15 protein-coding genes and 1 pseudogene are annotated in these 18,403 nt (G+C 65.1%); 7 read left to right on the top strand and 9 right to left on the bottom strand.

What is annotated here, in order from left to right; all coding sequences use genetic code 11:
* The first annotated feature begins 22 nt into the window (after nucleotides 1–22).
* The 5 genes from AB0C34_RS21860 (at nucleotide 23) to AB0C34_RS21840 (ending at nucleotide 4,045) form a co-directional block, all read left to right on the top strand.
* Nucleotides 23–199, top strand: a complete 177-nt coding sequence (locus AB0C34_RS21860) for a hypothetical protein (protein ID WP_357075811.1) — start codon at nucleotides 23–25, stop codon at nucleotides 197–199.
* Between the two features lie 77 nt (nucleotides 200–276).
* The gene (locus AB0C34_RS21855; protein WP_357075808.1) at nucleotides 277–507 is read left to right on the top strand and encodes a cold shock domain-containing protein; all 231 of its coding nucleotides are present in this window, start codon (nucleotides 277–279) and stop codon (nucleotides 505–507) included.
* Between the two features lie 217 nt (nucleotides 508–724).
* A complete protein-coding gene (locus AB0C34_RS21850) occupies nucleotides 725–2,371 on the top strand; it encodes a sulfatase-like hydrolase/transferase (protein ID WP_357075805.1) in 1,647 nt (548 codons plus the stop codon).
* 207 nt (nucleotides 2,372–2,578) lie between these two features.
* Nucleotides 2,579–3,568, top strand: coding sequence for a zinc-binding alcohol dehydrogenase family protein (locus tag AB0C34_RS21845; RefSeq protein WP_357075802.1), 990 nt, complete (start codon nucleotides 2,579–2,581; stop codon nucleotides 3,566–3,568).
* 24 nt (nucleotides 3,569–3,592) lie between these two features.
* Nucleotides 3,593–4,045, top strand: coding sequence for a cupin domain-containing protein (locus AB0C34_RS21840; RefSeq protein ID WP_357075901.1), 453 nt, complete (start codon nucleotides 3,593–3,595; stop codon nucleotides 4,043–4,045).
* 223 nt (nucleotides 4,046–4,268) lie between these two features.
* Here AB0C34_RS21840 and AB0C34_RS21835 read toward each other — a convergent pair whose 3' ends face one another.
* From AB0C34_RS21835 to AB0C34_RS21815, 5 genes are all read right to left on the bottom strand, one after another.
* The gene (locus AB0C34_RS21835; protein WP_357075799.1) at nucleotides 4,269–5,477 is read right to left on the bottom strand and encodes a dihydrolipoamide acetyltransferase family protein; all 1,209 of its coding nucleotides are present in this window, start codon (nucleotides 5,475–5,477) and stop codon (nucleotides 4,269–4,271) included.
* Nucleotides 5,478–5,495: 18 nt separating this feature from the next.
* Complete coding sequence (locus AB0C34_RS21830; RefSeq protein ID WP_357075898.1) at nucleotides 5,496–6,482, bottom strand: alpha-ketoacid dehydrogenase subunit beta; 987 nt, start codon at nucleotides 6,480–6,482, stop codon at nucleotides 5,496–5,498.
* Nucleotides 6,483–6,506: 24 nt separating this feature from the next.
* Nucleotides 6,507–7,550, bottom strand: a complete 1,044-nt coding sequence (gene pdhA, locus AB0C34_RS21825; RefSeq protein WP_357075796.1) for a pyruvate dehydrogenase (acetyl-transferring) E1 component subunit alpha — start codon at nucleotides 7,548–7,550, stop codon at nucleotides 6,507–6,509.
* 11 nt (nucleotides 7,551–7,561) lie between these two features.
* Nucleotides 7,562–9,010 carry a dihydrolipoyl dehydrogenase gene (lpdA, locus tag AB0C34_RS21820; protein WP_357075794.1) on the bottom strand — a complete coding sequence of 483 codons (1,449 nt, stop codon included), beginning with the start codon at nucleotides 9,008–9,010 and terminating at the stop codon, nucleotides 7,562–7,564.
* A gap of 136 nt (nucleotides 9,011–9,146) precedes the next feature.
* Entirely contained in the window at nucleotides 9,147–10,361 is a 1,215-nt protein-coding gene (locus tag AB0C34_RS21815; RefSeq protein ID WP_357075791.1) for a helix-turn-helix domain-containing protein, read from the bottom strand.
* A gap of 161 nt (nucleotides 10,362–10,522) precedes the next feature.
* Between AB0C34_RS21815 and AB0C34_RS21810 the strand changes: the two genes are divergently transcribed.
* Nucleotides 10,523–11,005 (top strand): adenosine-specific kinase, encoded by a 483-nt coding sequence (locus AB0C34_RS21810; RefSeq protein WP_357075788.1) that lies wholly within the window; start codon nucleotides 10,523–10,525, stop codon nucleotides 11,003–11,005.
* A gap of 87 nt (nucleotides 11,006–11,092) precedes the next feature.
* Here AB0C34_RS21810 and AB0C34_RS21805 read toward each other — a convergent pair.
* Nucleotides 11,093–11,343: pseudogene (locus tag AB0C34_RS21805) on the bottom strand (polyketide cyclase); the annotation flags it as partial.
* 69 nt (nucleotides 11,344–11,412) lie between these two features.
* On the opposite strand from AB0C34_RS21805, the gene AB0C34_RS21800 reads away from it, so the two are divergent.
* A complete protein-coding gene (locus AB0C34_RS21800; protein WP_357075895.1) occupies nucleotides 11,413–12,078 on the top strand; it encodes a PAS and ANTAR domain-containing protein in 666 nt (221 codons plus the stop codon).
* A gap of 110 nt (nucleotides 12,079–12,188) precedes the next feature.
* On the opposite strand, the gene car is transcribed toward AB0C34_RS21800, so the two are convergent.
* The 3 genes from car to AB0C34_RS21785 all read right to left on the bottom strand — a co-directional run bounded on the left by car (nucleotide 12,189) and on the right by AB0C34_RS21785 (nucleotide 18,313).
* Nucleotides 12,189–15,656: a carboxylic acid reductase gene (car, locus tag AB0C34_RS21795; RefSeq protein ID WP_357075892.1), complete on the bottom strand. Its 3,468-nt coding sequence runs from the start codon at nucleotides 15,654–15,656 to the stop codon at nucleotides 12,189–12,191.
* A 423-nt stretch (nucleotides 15,657–16,079) separates the two neighbouring features.
* Nucleotides 16,080–16,565, bottom strand: coding sequence for a glutathione peroxidase (locus tag AB0C34_RS21790; RefSeq protein WP_357075785.1), 486 nt, complete (start codon nucleotides 16,563–16,565; stop codon nucleotides 16,080–16,082).
* A 530-nt stretch (nucleotides 16,566–17,095) separates the two neighbouring features.
* On the bottom strand, nucleotides 17,096–18,313 hold the full coding sequence (locus AB0C34_RS21785) for an IS110 family transposase (protein ID WP_357075782.1): 1,218 nt from the start codon (nucleotides 18,311–18,313) through the stop codon (nucleotides 17,096–17,098).
* Nucleotides 18,314–18,403: the final 90 nt, after the last annotated feature.

Here is an 18,403-nt window from a genome sequence, read left to right as displayed (position 1 = left end):
CTATTCCCACCCGGAACACCTGATGGAGCGCACCCTGATCATGGCACCGCCCGTATCCCACCCCACCGCGCCGAAACCTTTCGGCCTCACCCTGACAGCCATCTCCGAAAGCATCGTCATCTGGCCCGACCCCAGTCCCTTGGACGCCTGGTGGCGGCACGTCATGCACATCGACCGGCCGCGGCGCGCGGTCGCCTGACCTGGGCCGTCGACATGCCTGTACCCGACCGGCAGCGCCCTCGCCCGGTACCGACGAATTTTTGGCACCGCGGTACCGTGATCTGGTTCAACGTCGAGAAAGGCTTCGGATTCCTGCGCGGTGACCACGACCCGACGCCGGTTTTCGTCGAGTACACCACCATCGAGACGACTGGCTACAAAACTCTCAGCGCAGGCCAACCCGTCATCTTCACCGCGACTGTGCGCAAGCGCGGCCCCGAAGCCACCGCGGTGCGCCCGCTACTTCCCGAGGCCGCCGACCCGGATGCCGGACGCACCGACAACTGACGCTTGTCCCGCGCCGATCCCGAAGCGGTCGACGCGACCACGCCTCTGGGCGCGGTGAACTCGTCGCTGTGCGTGTTCCCTTATAGTGCAGACTGCGATCGAGTTCGGCACCCAGGTGCGGCTGCCTCGGATCGATAGTGGCGCTCCCGACAGGTTCCGACCGGTTGACCGGATTTCAGACACCGAGATGTGCGACATTCCGTGAATGGAGTAAAGCGTGTCGATCAGCAGGCGTGGTTTCTTTGCCGGCGGTGCCGCGGCCGCAACAGCTGCCACCGCGATGTCGGGCGCGACGGGGGCAGGCAGAGCCCGCGCCGACGTCGACCCGGACCGGCCGAACATCCTCGTGGTACTCGTGGACGAGATGCGAGCGCCGATGTGGTTTCCCGACCAGGAAACCCTGGACGGGATATTGCCGAATATCGCTCGAATCCGGCGCGGCGCTGTGTCATTCGAGCAGCATTACACCGCCGCCAACGACTGCACACCGTCGCGCGGGGTACTGCTGACCGGTTTGTACTCACATCAGACCGGTTGCATGATGACCTCGCAGTCGACGTTGTCACCGTTGTTCCCGACCTGGGGCTCGATGATCCGCGAACACGGATACGAGACGACGTGGTGGGGGAAATGGCATCTCGGCCACGATTCGGACACTACTCCGGGGTCGTTGGCGGATTACGGATTCAGCGGCGGCACGTATCCGTCACCCAATGGCGCGCCCGGACAGGGCGTGCAGATAGACCCGACCATCGTCGACCAATTCATCGGATGGTTCGACGCGGAAGCCGGTCGAGAACCGTGGTGCTGCACCGTGTCCTTGGTCAACCCACATGACATCCAGTGGTGGCCTCGATGGACTCGCCGCCAGCAAGCGCAACTCGACATTCCACGCTGGATGAATGAACTGCCCGCGAATTACGAATCGCTGGAGCAGCTGGCCCAGAAGCCACGCCTGCAATTGGCGTTGGTGGAAGCGTCGGCCGCCGCGTTCGGGTTGGCGCCCTACGGAACTCCCGGTGCCGAGCAGCAGTGGATCGACATGCGCAATCTCTACCTGTGGCTGCAACAGCAGGTCGACATCCAGATCGGCAGGGTGCTCGAGGCGCTGGCCCAGCGTCCAGACGTCGCCGCCAACACCGTCATCGTCTTCACCTCCGACCACGGGGACTACGCCGGCTCGCATGGGCTGCACGGCAAAGGTGGCGCGGCCTACGACGAGGCGATCCGGGTGCCGCTGTACGTGCACGATCCGCGCGGCCTATTGAGTCCCACGGCTGCCACCAGTACCCGTGACCAGCTCACTTCCAGCGCCGATATCACTCCACTGCTGCTGTCGATCGCCACCGGCGGGAGCGCGTGGCGCGGCGACGCGCGGTATGCACACCTCGCCGATCGCCTCGACATCACTGCCCTGTGTCGTGACAGCGGCGAACCCGGGCGGCCCTGGATCGTCCACGCCACCGATGAACCCACCATCGAAGAGGCCGCCGTGCTTTTCAACCAGAATGCGCCCGCACACGTCGCGGCAGTGCGCACCGCCGAGGCGAAATACGTGTCGTATTCACACTTCTTCAAGGGACGGATCGAAATAGACCCGGCGCAAGAACAAGAATTCGAACTCTACGACTACACGGCGGTCGGACGACTCGAACTCGACAACCAAGCCGAGGGCAATCGTGAGCTGCGCACCCGAATGGAACCGCTACTGCAACAGGCTATTGCAGAACTGAACCAGCCGCTACCGCCTTACCTGCGCCGAGCACAGGAACAAGGCTGGGCAGATTACCTCGCGCAGGAAGGCAATATTCTCGCGATTGCACAACATGCGCTCGGCGAACTCCAGAACGCGCTCCCTCGATAATCCGAAGCGGTCCGCGTCCCGAGTAACGACACATAAACCAGACGCAGCCGATTGCTACTCAGCTCACAGCGGTGGCCCGGCGAAACCGGCGGAATCGAATCCTGTTAACGCCGAACAGGTCAGAGACACACGCCATTGGAAGTGTTCACTCGAGCGCATGAATCGACCGATTGCCGAAACTCGATGAGAAGGGCTACCACGATGATGATGTCAGCGGTCGGGTCGTTTTCTGGATTGCCCATCGATAACCCCGAAGCATTGCAGGACGTAGAGGTCGAGGTTCCTCGACCAGGCCCACGGGATCTACTGGTTCGAGTGATGGCGGTTTCGGTGAATCCGGTCGACATCAAGCAGCGCATCGCGCTGGCACCGTCGGAGACGCCCGTCATCCTCGGCTACGATGCCGCGGGAATCATCGAGGCGATCGGCAGCGAGGTCAGTACCCGGTCGGTGGGTGATGAGGTCTGGTACTCAGGCGACATCACCCGCCCTGGGACCAACGCCCAGTTCCATACCGTGGACGAGCGGCTCGTCGCACGCAAGCCGGAGTCGTTGTCGTTCGCCGATGCCGCCGCGCTGCCGTTGACCATGATCACCGCATGGGAGTCGTTGTTCGAGCGATTCGAGTTGACCAAGGCTTCCACCGGCGATCTGCTGATCATGGGCGGTGCTGGTGGAGTCGGTTCGGCGATGATCCAGTTGGTGAAGGCGCTGACCGGGGTCCGTGTCATCGCCACCGCGAGCCGCGAGGCCTCCCGACGGTGGGCCCTCGGCATGGGCGCGGACGTCGTCATCGACCACAGAAAGCTGCGCGAAGAGGCTGGTGCCGCGGCGCCCGACGGAGTCGACTGGCTGTTCACTTCGCGTTCGGCGGGCAACATCGAGGACTACGCGGAGATCGTGAAACCATTCGGTCACATCACCGCGATCGACGAACCACCGAACCTGGACCTGCTCGCGCTCAAATCGAAAAGCATCGCCTGGCACTGGGAACTGATGTTCACCCGGTCGTTGTTCGGCTATGACATGTGCGTCCAGCAGCAGCAGCTGGCCCACATCGCGCAGCTCGTCGACGAGGGAGTCCTGAGCACCACCCGCACCCGGTCGATCGATGACTTCAGTGCGGCCGGCCTGCGCGAGGCGCACCAAGCAGTCGAGAGCGGACGCATGGTCGGGAAAATCGTCGTGCACCGCTAGAAGTGGCCACCCACGGACAAGGAGATTCTGATGGACAACGGATTTCATCCCGATCTGACTGCGGCGCACCCGGTCAACAACCGCGTCCACCTCGTCAAATCATCGGAAATCAGTTCTGACACAGGACAATCGGCGGGCATGCAGCGATTCGCGGCGGTCAGCGGACGATTCGTCGGCTCGGAGAAGATGTGGATGGGTGAGGCGACCGCGCAGCCGCAGACCGTTTCGGGCAACCACCACCACGGCGACACCGAGACCGCGATCTACGTGCTCAGTGGCCACCCCCAGATCATCTACCACGACGGCGAGAAGGAGGTCCGGGTCACGGCCGACCCGGGCGATTATGTGTTCGTTCCGCCCTACCTGCCGCACCGCGAGGAGAACCCCGATCCGGAGATCCCCGCCAGGTTCGTCATCGCGCGTAGCAGCCAGGAAGCGGTCGTCGTCCATCTCGACCACCTCTATCCGCTACAGTAGCGATTCCGGTGACCTGGCGTCCGCTCAACTCTATTGTCGCCGCCCGGTGAACCGGCGCACGTGGAAACACCGGCGAGATTCGTTGGAACCTGTTGATCTCGGCCATCGACGAATCCGCCCGGTCGCAGCCCGATTGGATCCACTCGGCACACCCACCTGCGATCCGAGAGTGCATTCCCGGTAGGCGGTCCATCGTCGACGTCACACCGCTCGACCGGGGCTGTCAGGTGACGATGCGCAACGGGTGTTCCACGTTGTTTCGCAGGGACTGCAAGAACGCGGCCGCTGTGGCGCCGTCGACGGCACGGTGGTCCGCGGAAAGGGTCACCCGCAGGATCTTACGGGCGATGACCGCACCTTCGACAAGACGCAATTCCTCGGTTGCGGCTCCCACCGCGAGAATGGCCGCCTGGGGTGGGTTGATTACGGCAGCGAACTGCTCGATGCCGAACATGCCGAGGTTGGAAATAGTAAAGGTGCCGCCATTCATGTCGTCCACGCGGAGTCGTCCGGCACGGGCTCGCTCAGCCATATCGACGGTGTCGGCGGCGATCTGCGACACGCTCTTGCGGTCGGCGTCCTTGATCACCGGTACGACCAGTCCGGTAGGCGTCGCGACCGCAACTCCGAGGTGGATGCTGTTGTGCCGCAGGAGTTTGTCTCCCTGATAGGAGACGTTCAACCTAGGGTCGGCGCGTAACGCACCTGCCACCGCTTTGACGATCAGGTCGTTGACGCTGACGCGTGTGGCGCCGGATTCCTCCAGGGTCTGATTGATTTCCGCGCGGAAGGCCAGCAAATCGGTGACATCGATCGCGCTGGTCAGGTAGAAATGGGGCGCTTCTTGCTTGCTTTGTACCATCCGTTTGGCGGCGACCCGCTGCACCCCGGTCAGCGGAACCTCCTCGGTGTCACCCGTTTCGGCGACGACAGACCGGGCGGGCTCGGGCGGACGGTGGACCGATTCGACATCCTGCCGAGTGATCCGGCCACCGGGGCCGGTTCCGGTCACCGTCGCCAGATCAATCTCCAATTCGCGAGCGATCTTGCGAGCCAGCGGGGAAGACTTCAGGCGCTCGCCGCTCGCCACAGGCATGCTCGTGCTCGCTCGTGTGGAACCCGAAGCCGATTCGGCGAGCGGTTCGCTGGCCGGTGTCGCGGCCGGCACCAGCGCAGTGGTTCTCGTCGCAGTACCGGTGCCGTCGCCGACGACGGCGATCGGACTGCCGATGGGCACTCGGGCGCCGGCCTCCACGAGGATCTGTTCGAGTACGCCGTCGTCGTAGGCCTCCAGTTCCATGAGGGCCTTGTCGGTCTCGATCTCGGCGATGATCTCGCCGCGCACAATGGTGTCCCCCACATTCTTGAGCCACACGGAGACGACGCCGTCTTCCATCGTGTCCGACAGTCGGGGCATGGTGATTTCAGGCATAAGATAGGTCCCTTGTTCTCAGCGGCGTCGACCGACGGCAGCCAGGGTCTCCAGCGCGGCGCTGTGTAGCGAGTCGGCGGACGGAAGAGCGATCTGCTCGAGCGTTTTGGCATAGGGCAGCGGGACTTCCGCAGCGGCGACCCGCCGCACCGGTGCGTCCAAATAGTCGAAGGCACCGTCGGAGATGGTGGCGGCCACTTCGGCGCCGATGCCGTAGGTCAGCCAGTCGTCTTCGGCCACCACGGCACATCCGGTCTTGCGCACGGACGCGACAAGCGTCTCGCGGTCGAGCGGTCGCAGACTGCGCAGATCGATGACCTCGGCGGAGATGCCGGATTCGGCGTGCAGCCGTTCGGCCACCTGGGTGGCGATCGTCGCCATCCGGGAGTAACCGATGAGCGTGATGTCGGAGCCCTCGCGGGTGATGGCGGCCTTGCCGATCTGTGCGGGCGGAAGATCGTCGGGGACCTCACCCTTGGTGTTGTAGAGCGCGAGATTTTCCAAAAACAGAACCGGATCGTCGTCGTGGATAGCGGCACGCAGCAACGCGCGCGCGTCAGCAGGAGTGCTCGGCGCGACGACCTTGAGTCCGGGAACGAACGCGTAGTAGAGCTCGATATTCTGGGAGTGCGTCGCGCCGAGTTGCTGACCGCCGCCACCAGGAGTGCGAATGACCATTGGCACGCTGGTCTGTCCGCCGAACATCCCGTAGATCTTCGCGGCGTGGTTCACGATCTGATCCAATGCCAGCAGCGAGAAGTTGATCGTCATGATCTCCACGACCGGGCGCAGGCCGAGCATCGCGGCACCAACGGCGGCACCGACGAAACCCTCTTCGGCGATCGGGGTGTCGCGCACTCGTTTCTCGCCGAATTCGGCGAGCAGGCCCGCAGTGATCTTGTAGGAGCCCTCGAAGACGCCGATTTCTTCCCCCATCAGGAAGACGTCGTCGTCGCGCCGCAATTCCTCGCGCAGAGTTTCGCGCAGCGCTTCACGGTAGGTGATGACAGGCACGGTTGTCCTTCGTGGTCAGAAGAGCGGATCGGCGGGCAGCCTGCGGGAGGCGCCCGCCACCGGGGTGGCGTAGGTGTAGTCGAACAAACTCGACGGCTCCGGATGCGGACTGGCGTCAGCGAACGCGACCGCCGCGTCGACCTCCGCCGCGACGGCGCGCTCCAGTTCCGGGACAGCGGATTCGTCCAGCACACCTGCGTCGATCAGGTCAGCGCGCAGCCGGGCGATCGGGTCGGATTCGCGGGCGGCGGCGAGGTCCGCGCCGCTGCGGTACTTCGCCGGGTCGACTACCGAATGTCCTTTCAGTCGAAAGCTGACGGCCTCCAGCAGGGCGGGTTTCCCTTCGCGCCGCGCGGTTTCGATAAGGTCCCCCGCCACGTCGCGGACAGCGAGCACGTCGGTGCCGTCGACCTGTTCGCCGCGCATGCGGTACGCGGCCGCGCGCTTGTAGAGATCGGGCTCGGCGGAGGCGTTTTCGACCGTGGTTCCCATCCCGAGCTGGTTGTTGATCACGACGAACACCACCGGCAGCCGCCATAGCGCCGCGAGGTTGAGCGACTCGTGGAACGCTCCGATATTCGTTGTGCCGTCGCCCATTTGGCAGATCACGACGTCGTCACCACCCCGATAGTCGACGGCCATCGCCGCGCCGACGGCGAGCGGGAGCTGGCCACCGACGATGCCGTAGCCACCGAGTAGGCGCGTGGCGGTATCGAACATGTGCATCGAGCCGCCCCACCCCTTCGAGGTACCAGTGGAGCGACCGTAGAGTTCGGCCATCACTCGGCCGGGTTCGATGCCTTTCGCGATCGCGTAGCCGTGCTCGCGATAGTTGGTGAACAGATAGTCGGTGGGCCGCATCGCGGCCGCCAACCCGACAACCGTGGCCTCCTCCCCCAGGTTGAGATGGCAGTATCCGCCGATCTTCGCCTGGGCGTAGCCCTGGGCGGCGCGTTCCTCGAATCTGCGCACGAACATCATGTCCCGCAGATAACCGCGCAGCGTGTCCGGGTCCTCGGTGGCGAACCCGGTGGGGATGTGGTCGATCAACTCGGTCACGGTCGGTGTCCTCAGCGCTTGCGCGGCGCGACGTGCACGGGCAGACCGAGCGCGGACAGCGCTGTCTCCATGCCGATCTCGCCGAGGGTCGGGTGGGCGTGAATGGTGTCGGCGAGGTCTTCGAGCGTCGCCTCGAGGGTGATGGCCAGCGCCCCCTCGGTGATCAGGTCGCTGGCCGACGGCCCGATGATGTGGACGCCGAGGACTTCCTGATAGCGCTGTCCAGCGACAATTTTGACGAAGCCCTCGGTGTCACCGAAGGTCTTCGCCCGACCGAGCGCCGCGAAGGGGAAGCGTGCTGTGATCACCTCGTGCCCGGCTGCCTTGGCGGCTGATTCGGTGAGACCGACGCTCGCGATCTCCGGGTGGGTGAACGTGGCCGCGGGGATGGCGGTGTAGTCGGTCCGGGTGTCGTGGCCCGCGATCACGTCCGCCGCGGTCAATCCCTGATGCGAGGCGACATGGGCGAGCAGTGCTCGGCCGGTGACGTCGCCGATGGCGTAGACGTGTTCGACATTGGTGCGCAGTCGCTCGTCCACCGGAATGAATCCGCGGTTGTCGGTGGCGACTCCCGCCTGGTCGAGGCCGAGGTCGGCGGTGTTGGGCGTACGACCGACACCGACGAGAACCACGTCCGCGTCGAACTCGCCGGCGTGTGGGCCCGCGACGGCGACCCGAAGGCCGCCAACCTCCGAGATCGAGGTGACGGTGGATCCGGTCAGTACCGAGATCCCCCGCTCGGCGAATGATCGCCCGAGCGCCACGCCTATATCGCGGTCTTCCGCGGGCACCAGACGGTCCTGCATCTCGACAATGGTGACCTGGCTGCCGAAGGCGGCGAACAGACTCGCCCATTCGGCACCCACGGCGCTGCCGCCGACGATGACGATGCGGTCGGGCACCGTCGTCAGGCCGAACGCGCCATCGGAGGTGATCACACCGGGAAGATCGGCGCCAGGAATGGGCAGGCGCGCCGGCACCGATCCGGTCGCGATGACGACATCGCGCGCGGTGACCTGCCGACGCAGGGTGGTGGGCGCGGCGGCATATCGGGGTCCGTCCGCGCTCACCGGGGAAGGACCGACCTCGTACACGTCGACGGCGGTCGGTCCGGTGAACCGTGCGTGCCCGTCGATGACAGTGACGCCGTTCGCGGCCAACAGGCCGGCGACTCCGTTCGTCAACTCCTTGACGATGCCGTCTTTGCGATGGCGAACGGTGGAGAAGTCGAACCGCACATTGTCGGCGTAAACGCCGTAGTCTGCTGCGGCCCGGACCGTTTCGTATACTTCAGCCGAACGCAACATCGCTTTCGTGGGGATACACCCCCAGTTCAGGCAGACACCGCCAGGGCGTTCTTTTTCCACCACCGCCACCGACAGCCCCCGCTGCGCGGCACGGATCGCGGATACGTAACCCCCGGGCCCGCCACCGACGACCAGTAGATCGAATTCCGGCACTCGTGGTGCTCCTCATCTCAAATGAATCCGCCCGCGCCGTGGTTGGGCGCGGAAGTCATGTCGATCGAGTGTCATCCACCCGGGACGCTGCGACAATGCCCCGAAAGCCCAGGAGTTGGCGAGAGAAAATGTGCGCTCAGCCCAATTCGACGGCCTGCTCGCCGAGGTCTAGCGCTACCAGCGCCAGGGTGAGTTCGAGGTGGATCCGTGCCCCCTCCAGCGGGCGGCCCAGTAGTCCGGAAATACGCTGCAACCGGTTCAGCACGGTGTTGCGATGGCAGTGCAGACCGATCGCCGCGTTCGCCGCCGAGCGATTCTCCGCCAGCCAGGCGGCGAGGGTCCGCAACAGCACATCCCGTTCTCTGGCTGGAAGCCGCAGTACCGGCCCGAGAATACGTGCGAGCATCAGCCGAGTCAGGTCCGGCGATCGCACCAGCAGGGCCTCGGGATAACGCTCCTCCAGCGACACCAGTGCCGTGGCTTCTGCCGGCAAGGTGGTCAAAGCGATTCGCGCGAGCATGTAACCGATGTCCACCTCGGCGAGGCCTTGCACCGCGGGTGCGGCCGCCGCCCGGCCCCGGGCCAACGGACGCAGATACTGCACAACGGCATCCGCGTCGCGATGCTCCAGCGCCACCAACCCGATCGTCGTATCGACCCGGGTATGCCACACCGACTGGATCTGCATCGCGGCCAGGACCGCTTCCGGTCCCGCAAGCACGGGTATGCCGTCCGCTCGCGAGTCGGCTGCCACCACCAGATAGGCACCGTGCACCGGCAGGTTCAGCTCATGCGATGCCCGCGCGGCAAAGGTCGCGTCGTGCGCGCGTCCGGCGATCAAGTCCTCGATCAGCGCATGTTTGCGCCGCTCGTCGCTGCGGACCCGCTCCAGTTCGGTGTTGCGATACGACGTCGACAATGCCGAGGAGAGTCCGTCGATCACCGTCCACATCGCGGTGCCCGCCTCCCGAATCTCCTGTGGCTCGGCACCGACGGCCTCGGCTTTGTCCAGGAGCGCTTCCCAGACGATCCGGCCACCCAAGCGGAAGGTCCGCAGCATCGCCTCCAGTGGTACCGCTTGCTCGGCCCGACGCCGCCCGATGGAGACCGCGACATCGTCGGCATCCGGATTTGTCGCCTCCCCAGCCAGCATGTCGAGTATCCGGGTCAAGTAACGACAGCACCCGTCACGCAGATCGTCCCGCGGCACCGAGGTGTAGTCCGTCCATTCCGGGTTGTCGGTGAAGACGGCGTCGAGTAGGCGGCGAGTGAGGACGGTGATATCGGCGCGGCACGCCGCCGCCAGTCTGCGGGTGCCCTCCGTCACGAATGCCGGTCGCGACACACTCATGCCCGTCGACGCTACTCCGCAAGCGGCGCCCGCCGAGAGTTGCTCCGCCTGGCACGCCCGCCGAAGCCCCGACACTCGGTGTCCGACCGTCGGCCCGGCTATCCAAGCAAATCGGCGCCGAAATGCTGTGCATCCGCACTGGCGCGGCGCACTATGTTCGTGTGGAGTTGACTACGGTGCGCATCGACAAGCCGGACGATCTCAATGTCATCATCGGACAGGCCCACTTCATCAAGACCGTCGAAGACCTGCACGAGACGCTGGTCGGGGTCAGTCCCCACCTGCGGTTCGGGCTGGCGTTCTGCGAGGCCTCCGGACCGCGCCTGGTCCGCCACTCCGGCAACGACGGCGAGCTCGTCGAGCTCGCCACGACGAACGCCCTCGCAGTCGGCGCGGGACACTCGTTCATCGTCTTCCTCCGGGAGGGCTACCCGGTCAATGTGCTCAATGCGGTGCGGCAGGTCCCGGAGGTCTGCGGAATATTCTGCGCCACAGCCAATCCCGTGGACGTGCTGATCGCCGAGACCGAGCTGGGTAGGGGAATCCTCGGAGTAGTCGACGGGTCCACCCCGCTGGGCGTCGAAAATGCCGATGACCAGGCAGATCGTCAACAGCTACTACGCCGGATCGGCTACAAGTTGTAGAAACCGCGGAGTTCGGCGCCGAACCCGAGCGTGCCCGAAGGCGGGTCGATTCGCCCTCCGGGTCACCTCGATGGATATCCGCGACGATCAGCCACGCTCGGCGCGTTCGGCGAGCCGGTCAACTGACGCTCGGAGTTCGCCAGACGTGGTGGCCCGGACGCGCGAGGCGTTTCTCATCGGCCAACTCTGACCAGTCGTAGGCGTGCGTGACCCTGTGTAGTCGTCTACCGGCTCGACCTCCCAGCGCCAGCGGTGGCCCGGGACTGTTCGCCTGGTTCCGAGGGCAGCCAGGCGATGCGGCGGCCCGCTACGAACTCGACGATGTGATTGTCTCGGACGCCTCGGGGCCGCATCGGGTTGACCTCGATCATCGGATCCGGAAGAGCCATACTGGACCCGTGGCAGACATGGGACAACGCGAGCCGGATACGGATCGCATGACCCTCGGCGGCTGTCCCCGGAGTATCGGCAGTTTCCGCTTCTGGTTCGCCGATCAGCGGTGGGAATGGTCCGACGAGGTCGCCGCGATGCACGGGTACTCGCTCGACGCGGTTGAGCCGACCACCGAACTGCTGTTGAGCCACCAGTACCCCGACGACCGCGAGCAGGTCGCGACAGCGCTCGCGGCCGCCATCGAGACGGGTGAGGCATTCTGCAGCCGCCACCGTGTCGTCGACACCTCCGGCGAACTGCATGACGTGATCGTGATCGGCGATCAGATGTGCGACCAGCAGGACGCCGTAGTCGGCACTATGGGCTACTACCTCGATGTCACCGAGACACTCGAGGAGAACCGCCGGGAAGCCGTTGACGACCTCCTCCCCGACCTGGTCGACGCCCGTGCGGTCATCGAACAGGCCAAGGGCATCATCATGTTCGTCTACGGCCTCAACGCCGAACACGCGTTCGGCGTGTTGCGCTGGCGGTCACAGGAGACCAACATCAAGATCCGCGTCCTCTCCGAGCAGCTGGTCTCCGACGTGGTGGCGGCGGGCGGTGCGCTGACCCAACAGCGCACCCGCTTCGACCATCTCCTGCTGACTATCCAGCAACGCGTGGCGCCCACCGAATAGATCCAGTCCGATGGTGTCGGTACCCGCGAGCGACGGTCACCTCGTCTACGAACGGATCGTTTCGCACTGCGACCGGGAACTCACCGAAGTAACGTCGCGCGGGACGCCGCCTACAGCAGGTTCCGCAGTTCCAGATCGGTCACGTATTTCTCGATGAGCCGACGGGACAGGTGTGGAATATCGTGGTCGAAACCAATTGTCGCGGCCTGGACGGCCGACCGGAATTTCTTCGCCGGAAGCACCGAGCCGCGCACGGCCGGTGCCGGTCGTCGATACGCGTGTAACAAGGGCAGCAGAGATGCGTGGCGTTGCTTTTCCCGCAGCCCTCGTAGCGCGGTCTCGAAACGATCGGACCATTCACCGAAGTCGGCGATCCGCTCGATCGGATGGCCGGAATCGATCAACCAATCGACAAATACGTCGAGCGAAAGGCCGTCGTCGTGTGGATTGAGCACGTCGAAGGTCTGGAAGCCCGAGGCGGCCGCGGCGCCGAGGGTGGTGATCGCCTCGGCGGTGAAATCGGCGGGCAAGCCGTCGTAATGGGCGCGCTGCCGGTTGCCCTCGCCATCGGTCTCGTAGAAGGACAGTGGCGCGATCCCGGTTGCGATCAGGCTCAGCAGCAACCGGGTGAACATATCCGGAACGTTGAGCTGACCAGCATAGCGGCTGTGCGCGAGGATCATGTCCGAACGGAACACCGCGACTGGCAGACCGCACAGGTCGTTTGCCTCCCGCAGCAACACCTCTCCAGCCCATTTGCTGTTGCCGTAGCCGTTTGCGTAGCTCTCGTCCACGACGCGCACCGGGCTGATTTCACGAATGTCAGCGTCTTCGTCGAAAGTGGCCGGGTCGATCTGGGCGGCCACCGCTACGGTCGACAGATAGGTGAACGCCTTCAGCCGGGTCGTGATGGCCAAGCGGATCAGCTCGGCGGTGCCGGCTACGTTCGGCCCGAACAACTGCCGGTACGGCAGTACATGGTTGACCAACGCGGCCGGGTGCACGACCAGATCGACGCTGTCAGCCAGTCGATCCCAGGTCGCCTCGTCCAAGCCCAGATTCGGTTCACCGATGTCGCCGGCGAGCACCTCGAGGGTATCGGCGGCCAGTTCCTGGAAGTGTTGGATCAGGCCCGGGTCGCCGCTGTCGAAGGCGGCGTCCAGACGCTTGCGCGCAGCAGCCTGATCACCACCGCGCACGAGACAGATCAGGGTTCCCCCGGTGGCGTTGAGCCGCTCCAACCACTCCATGCACAGGAAGCGGCCCAAATAGCCGTTCGAGCCGGTGAGTAGTACGGTGTGCGCAGCCCCGGTCGGGCGGGGCAGCGCGACCGCGTCCGCCAGAGTGCGTGCGTCGATGAACTCGTCCAGGGTGAGATCGGCCGCCCGCACCTGCGCTCCAGTGCCGTGCACCGAGTCGAAGGTCGGGCGTCGAGTGCCTGAATCTCGCTCGGCCACAACGTAGTCCGCGATCTGACGCAACCCGTTGGCAGGACTGATCACCACCGACACCGGAACCTCGACGCCGAAGGCGGTCTGCAGCAGGTTCGACAACGACAGCGCCGAGAGCGAATCACCACCGAGATCGCTGAAGTGTGCGTCGGGCCGCAGATCGGTGCTCGCGCAGCCCAGCAGCGCCTTCGCGGCACGGCGCACAGTATCCAGCACGGGTAGATCGGCCGCGACGTGGCGCAAGTCGAGCAATTCGTTCGCCTGCGCATCGGCCAGTTCGGCGTACAACTGCTGCAAGCGCTGTTCGTAGTGCTCTTTCACCCGGGGCCGCAGCAGTTTTCCGATGCCACTCAACAGTCCGTTGTCGGTGGTGAACGGCTCGGTCTCGATCAAGAAATCGCGCGGGATCTCATAAGAACGCAGGTCGGCGGCCTTCGCGAGCTGTTGTAGCGACTCGCTCAGCGCCGCCTTCAGCGCGTCGAGGTCACCACTGGCGAGCGCATCCTGAGTCGGCACGATCACGGCGAGCAGATAGGCGCGTTCGCTACTGCCGTACACGAAGATCTGCCGGATCAGCGGGCTGCTCGCGAACACGGCCTCCACATGTGACACGGCGACGAACTCACCCTGGGACAGTTTCAGCACGTTGTTGCGGCGATCGACGTAGACCAACCGGTCCTGGGCGAGTTCGGCGACGACGTCGCCGGTCTTGTAGAAACCGTCCGCATCGAATATCTCGGCGGTTACCTCGGGCCGCTTGTAGTATCCCGGAATCATCGTGGTGGACTTCACGAGCAGTTCGCCGCGCGGATGCGGCTTGTCGGTCCGGAAATAGCCCAGTTCAGGGACGTCGACGAGCCGGTAGTCGAGCACCGGTGGCCGCCGCACCTGATTGTCGATCAGAATGCTCGGGCCGGCCTCGGTGGATCCGTAGCCGTCGTGCAGGTCCAGGTCGAGCACCGACTCGATGAAGGCCTTCATCTCCGCCGCCACCGGAGCACTCCCACAGATGGCCGTGATCAAGCGTCCACCGAGGAAGCGTTCGCGCAGTTCGGCTTTCACATCCGCTTCCACCGCGGCGCGGTCGACGCCGGGTCCTTCGCGCCGATCCACCTCGCCGCGGAAGCGCTGGAACACCATGTCGCACACGCGCGGAACGAAGAAGAACTCGGTCGGCCGGGCCAGTGCGATGTCGTCGAAGAGCGTCGACATATCACTTGTCGCCGCGAAGTACGCGGTCCCACCGCGGGCCAGTACGCCGGTCAGCGACATACGGCCGGCGATATGGCTCATCGGCATGTAGTTGACGTTGATCGCAGCGACATCGGGCCTGCCCAGCCATCCTGTGGTGACCAGCCGCTCGGTGTACATCGCCCCCTTGGGCGTTCCAGTGCTACCTGAGGTGTAGATCAACAGCGCCAGCGGGTCGTCGCCCGGTTCGGCAGTGAACAGCGGTGCAGCAGGCAGACGACGTCCGTGCTCGAGCACCTGGTCAAGCGATTCGACGACCACCACGCTGCCCGCGGCGGCCAAGCGTTCGCGGGCCGCCTCGAATGCCGCGCGTTGGGCATCGTCGCCCAAGTGGTAATCGAAGACGATGAGTCTCCGGAGCGCGTGGCTGGACAGGACGCATTCGACGGCCGCGTCGAGCAGTTCCGGTGTCGCGGCCAGGGCCCGCGGCGCGGTCTCACCGATAATCTCGGTCAACTGGGCAACGGGCGCGGCGGACTGCAGCGGAACGGCGACCAAGCCGAGGTGAGCGCATGCGAGGTCGAGCGTGGCGTAATCGCTGCTCGTGAAGCCGAGCGTAGCCACGAAATCACCCGCACGCAGTGGATTGTCCGGGTCACCGTGCCATGCCGCGGCGACCGCGCGGACCCGCTCCCACAGTTCACCGTAGGTCATGGTGTCGAACCGCGGCAGCAACATCACCGACGCGCGACCGGTGCTGTCATCAGTGCGTACCTGCACCGCGCGCTGCCCGAGGGCCGGCCGATCGGCGTAGCCGATCATGACCGCTTCGATGATCTGTGCTAGTCGCGCACCGGGCTTGCGCAGCTTTTCGATGACCTCCGCACGCGGGGCGGCGTTTCGGATGTCGGCATCACCGGTGTACAACTCGGCGATTCGGTCCGTGAGCCGCGCCCCGCGCGTTTCTCTCTTCACGGTCGACCTCCTCGGTCCGCGGAAACTCCTTCGACACAAATACGTTAGCTTTCCTAAGTATTCTAGGTCGATCATAGGCGCCCGCACGCATTAGTGACGCGAGACACAGTGCAAATAATGTCCCAAACGTGTGGAATGCCCCGGTGGCCATGGCGCTGCCGGTGCCATGGGGCTCCCGTTTCCCGTGCCTGCCACAGCGCAAGCCGGCAGAGGACCGCACACGGGTATCGTTCGTGGCCGCGACGACCAGCATGTTCGAGCTCTTCGCCACCATGGCCGCGCGACGGCGAGCCGCTTTCCACGGCCGCAGAGGCGGCGACGTCGGACTCCATTTCGCGGCGCGGAGCCAGCGGACGGCGGACGTCAGGTCGGTCCGACCGAGCGCTAGAGCACTGCTTCGATCGCCGACACCAGTTCGGGCGCCTCCGGCGTGACAGTCGGACGGAACCGGCCCGCCACCTTGCCGTCCCGGTCGATCAGGAACTTCTCGAAATTCCACTGGATGTCACCAGCGTTGCCGTCCGCGTCGGCGAACTCCACCAACGTCCGGTACAGCTCGTGCCTGCTGTCGCCGTTGACGTCGGTTTTCTCCAGCAACGGGAAATCGACGCCGTACGTGGTGGCGCAGAACTGCGCAATCTCCTCCGCAGTGCCCGGCTCCTGGCCCATGAACTGGTTGCATGGCACGCCGACGACGCCGAATCCGCGCGACCCGTAGGACTTCTGCAGTTCGACCAGGCCGGAGTACTGCGGGGTGAGGCCGCACTTCGACGCCACGTTGACCAGCAGAACGGCACGATCACCGACCAGGTCGGACAGCGTCGTCGGCTCGCCGGACAGCAAGCGCAGCGGCACATCTCGAAGGCTCATTCGTATCGGACCTGCCTATTCTCGACTCCGTGGATTCACCCCGAACGCCACCGTACCGGATCGGCGGCTCGGACGATCGCGGCAAGGATCACGTCCGATTGCCCAGCACCTCTCCCCACGGCCTCGTTCGGCACATCGGCCGCAGGGACGGTTACCGCGGTCTTCGGCTGCCAGCCATCGGGTGGGCCGCCTTCGTGCGAGCGGTTGTTGCGCCGACGCGGCCCGCCTCGAACAGGGCACGACGCCGCGGTGAATCCGGAGCGGCCCGAGGCAGGTACCGGATGTCGCCGTGAACTCCTGACTGACCTTCTCGTCGGGTGCGTGCTACTCCAGTCGCCGACGCGATCGCCGACGGGCTGGGATTTTTCCGCTCTCGGCGGGCTCTCGACCAACCTACCGAGGGCTGCCCGCCGCCTGGATTCGGCCTTCGGTCGATATAGGAGACCGGACCACTGTGCACGATGAAGACGTGTTCACTGTTGCCGTGGGGGAAGAATTATGCGGACCAACGAGGAGTTTCAATGATCGTGTCAAGCCGCAGCGATGATCGGGGCTGGTGCCTCGATGGTGAAGGTGCGGTTGTCACGTGTGAGTGCCCAGATGACGTCGATGAGGCGGCGGGCCAGCGCGATGAGTGCTTGGGTGTGGATTTTTCCTTCGGCTCGTTTCTTCTGGTAGAAGGCGCGGGAGGGACCGTCTGCGCGGCGGGTGCTCGACAGGGCGGCCATGTAGAAGACTTTGCGCATGCCGCGGTGATATCGCTTGGGTCGGTGGAGGTTTCCCTTGATCTTGCCGGAGTCGCGGGGCACCGGGGCCAGACCGGCGTAGGCGGCCAGGCGTCCTGCGCTGCCGAAGACAGTGTGCAGGTCCCCGCCGGCGTCGGCGAGCAGTTGCGCGCCCAGAATTGGGCCGAACCCGTCCACGCTGGTGATGGCCTCGGCGTGGGGATGCTGCCCGAATCGTTCGGTGAGCTGTTTGCCGAGGTCTTTGATCTCGCGGTCGAGATCGAGCAGTTGGGCGGCCAGCCGGGCGATCAGGGGCGCGGTCACTGCTTCGCCGGGCAGGGCGATAGTCTGCTCGGCGGCAGCGGACAGGGCTTTGTCGGTCATCACGGCGATACCTTTGGCCCAGGCGCCGTGTTCGAGCAGGTAGACGCGCACGCCGTCGTGCCCGGCCGCCCGCAGACCGGCGGAGGTTTGGAATCCGGTGAGAAGGATCAACGCCGAGCGAGTGGAGTAGTCGAACCCACGTTCCAGCGTGGGGAAGATCGAAGCCAGCATCTCGCGCAGCTGGTTGATTCCACGTACCCAGTCGGTCATGAGGTTCTCGCGGCGCGCGATGAGTACCTTCAGGTCGGTCACGATCTGGTCGGGGCTGGTGATCGGTGTCAGATCGCCACGCATGCGTGCGGTCTCGGCGATGGTGCGGGCGTCTTTGGCGTCGGTCTTTCCCTCCCCGGCGAACGCTCCGGCCATGCGGTTGACCAACCGGCCGGGTACGTAGACGACCGCGCTGCTGATGGCTGCCAGCAGTGCCAGCAGCAACCCCGCCGCCCCGGAGGTCATATCCACTGCCCAGACCACCTCGACGGCCTTCGCCTCGGCCCGAGCGATCAACGCCTCGATCGTGGACTGACCGTTGACGACCTTCTGGGCGAACACGACCTTGCCCGCCTGATCCACCACGCAGGCGTGATGGGCGGCTTTCCCGACATCGATTCCGACCCAAACCTTCTCGCGGACCTTCACCCGGCCCGACCTCCTGCTCGCACAACCGAACCCCACGGACGACCCCGCCTGCAGCTCCATAAACAGCGACTACACGCACAGATTTCAATC

Origin of the sequence: Nocardia sp. NPDC049220 (assembly GCF_040647855.1) — a bacterium.
Classification (GTDB): Bacteria; Actinomycetota; Actinomycetes; order Mycobacteriales; family Mycobacteriaceae; genus Nocardia.
This window is presented reverse-complemented; position numbering and strand designations above follow the sequence as displayed.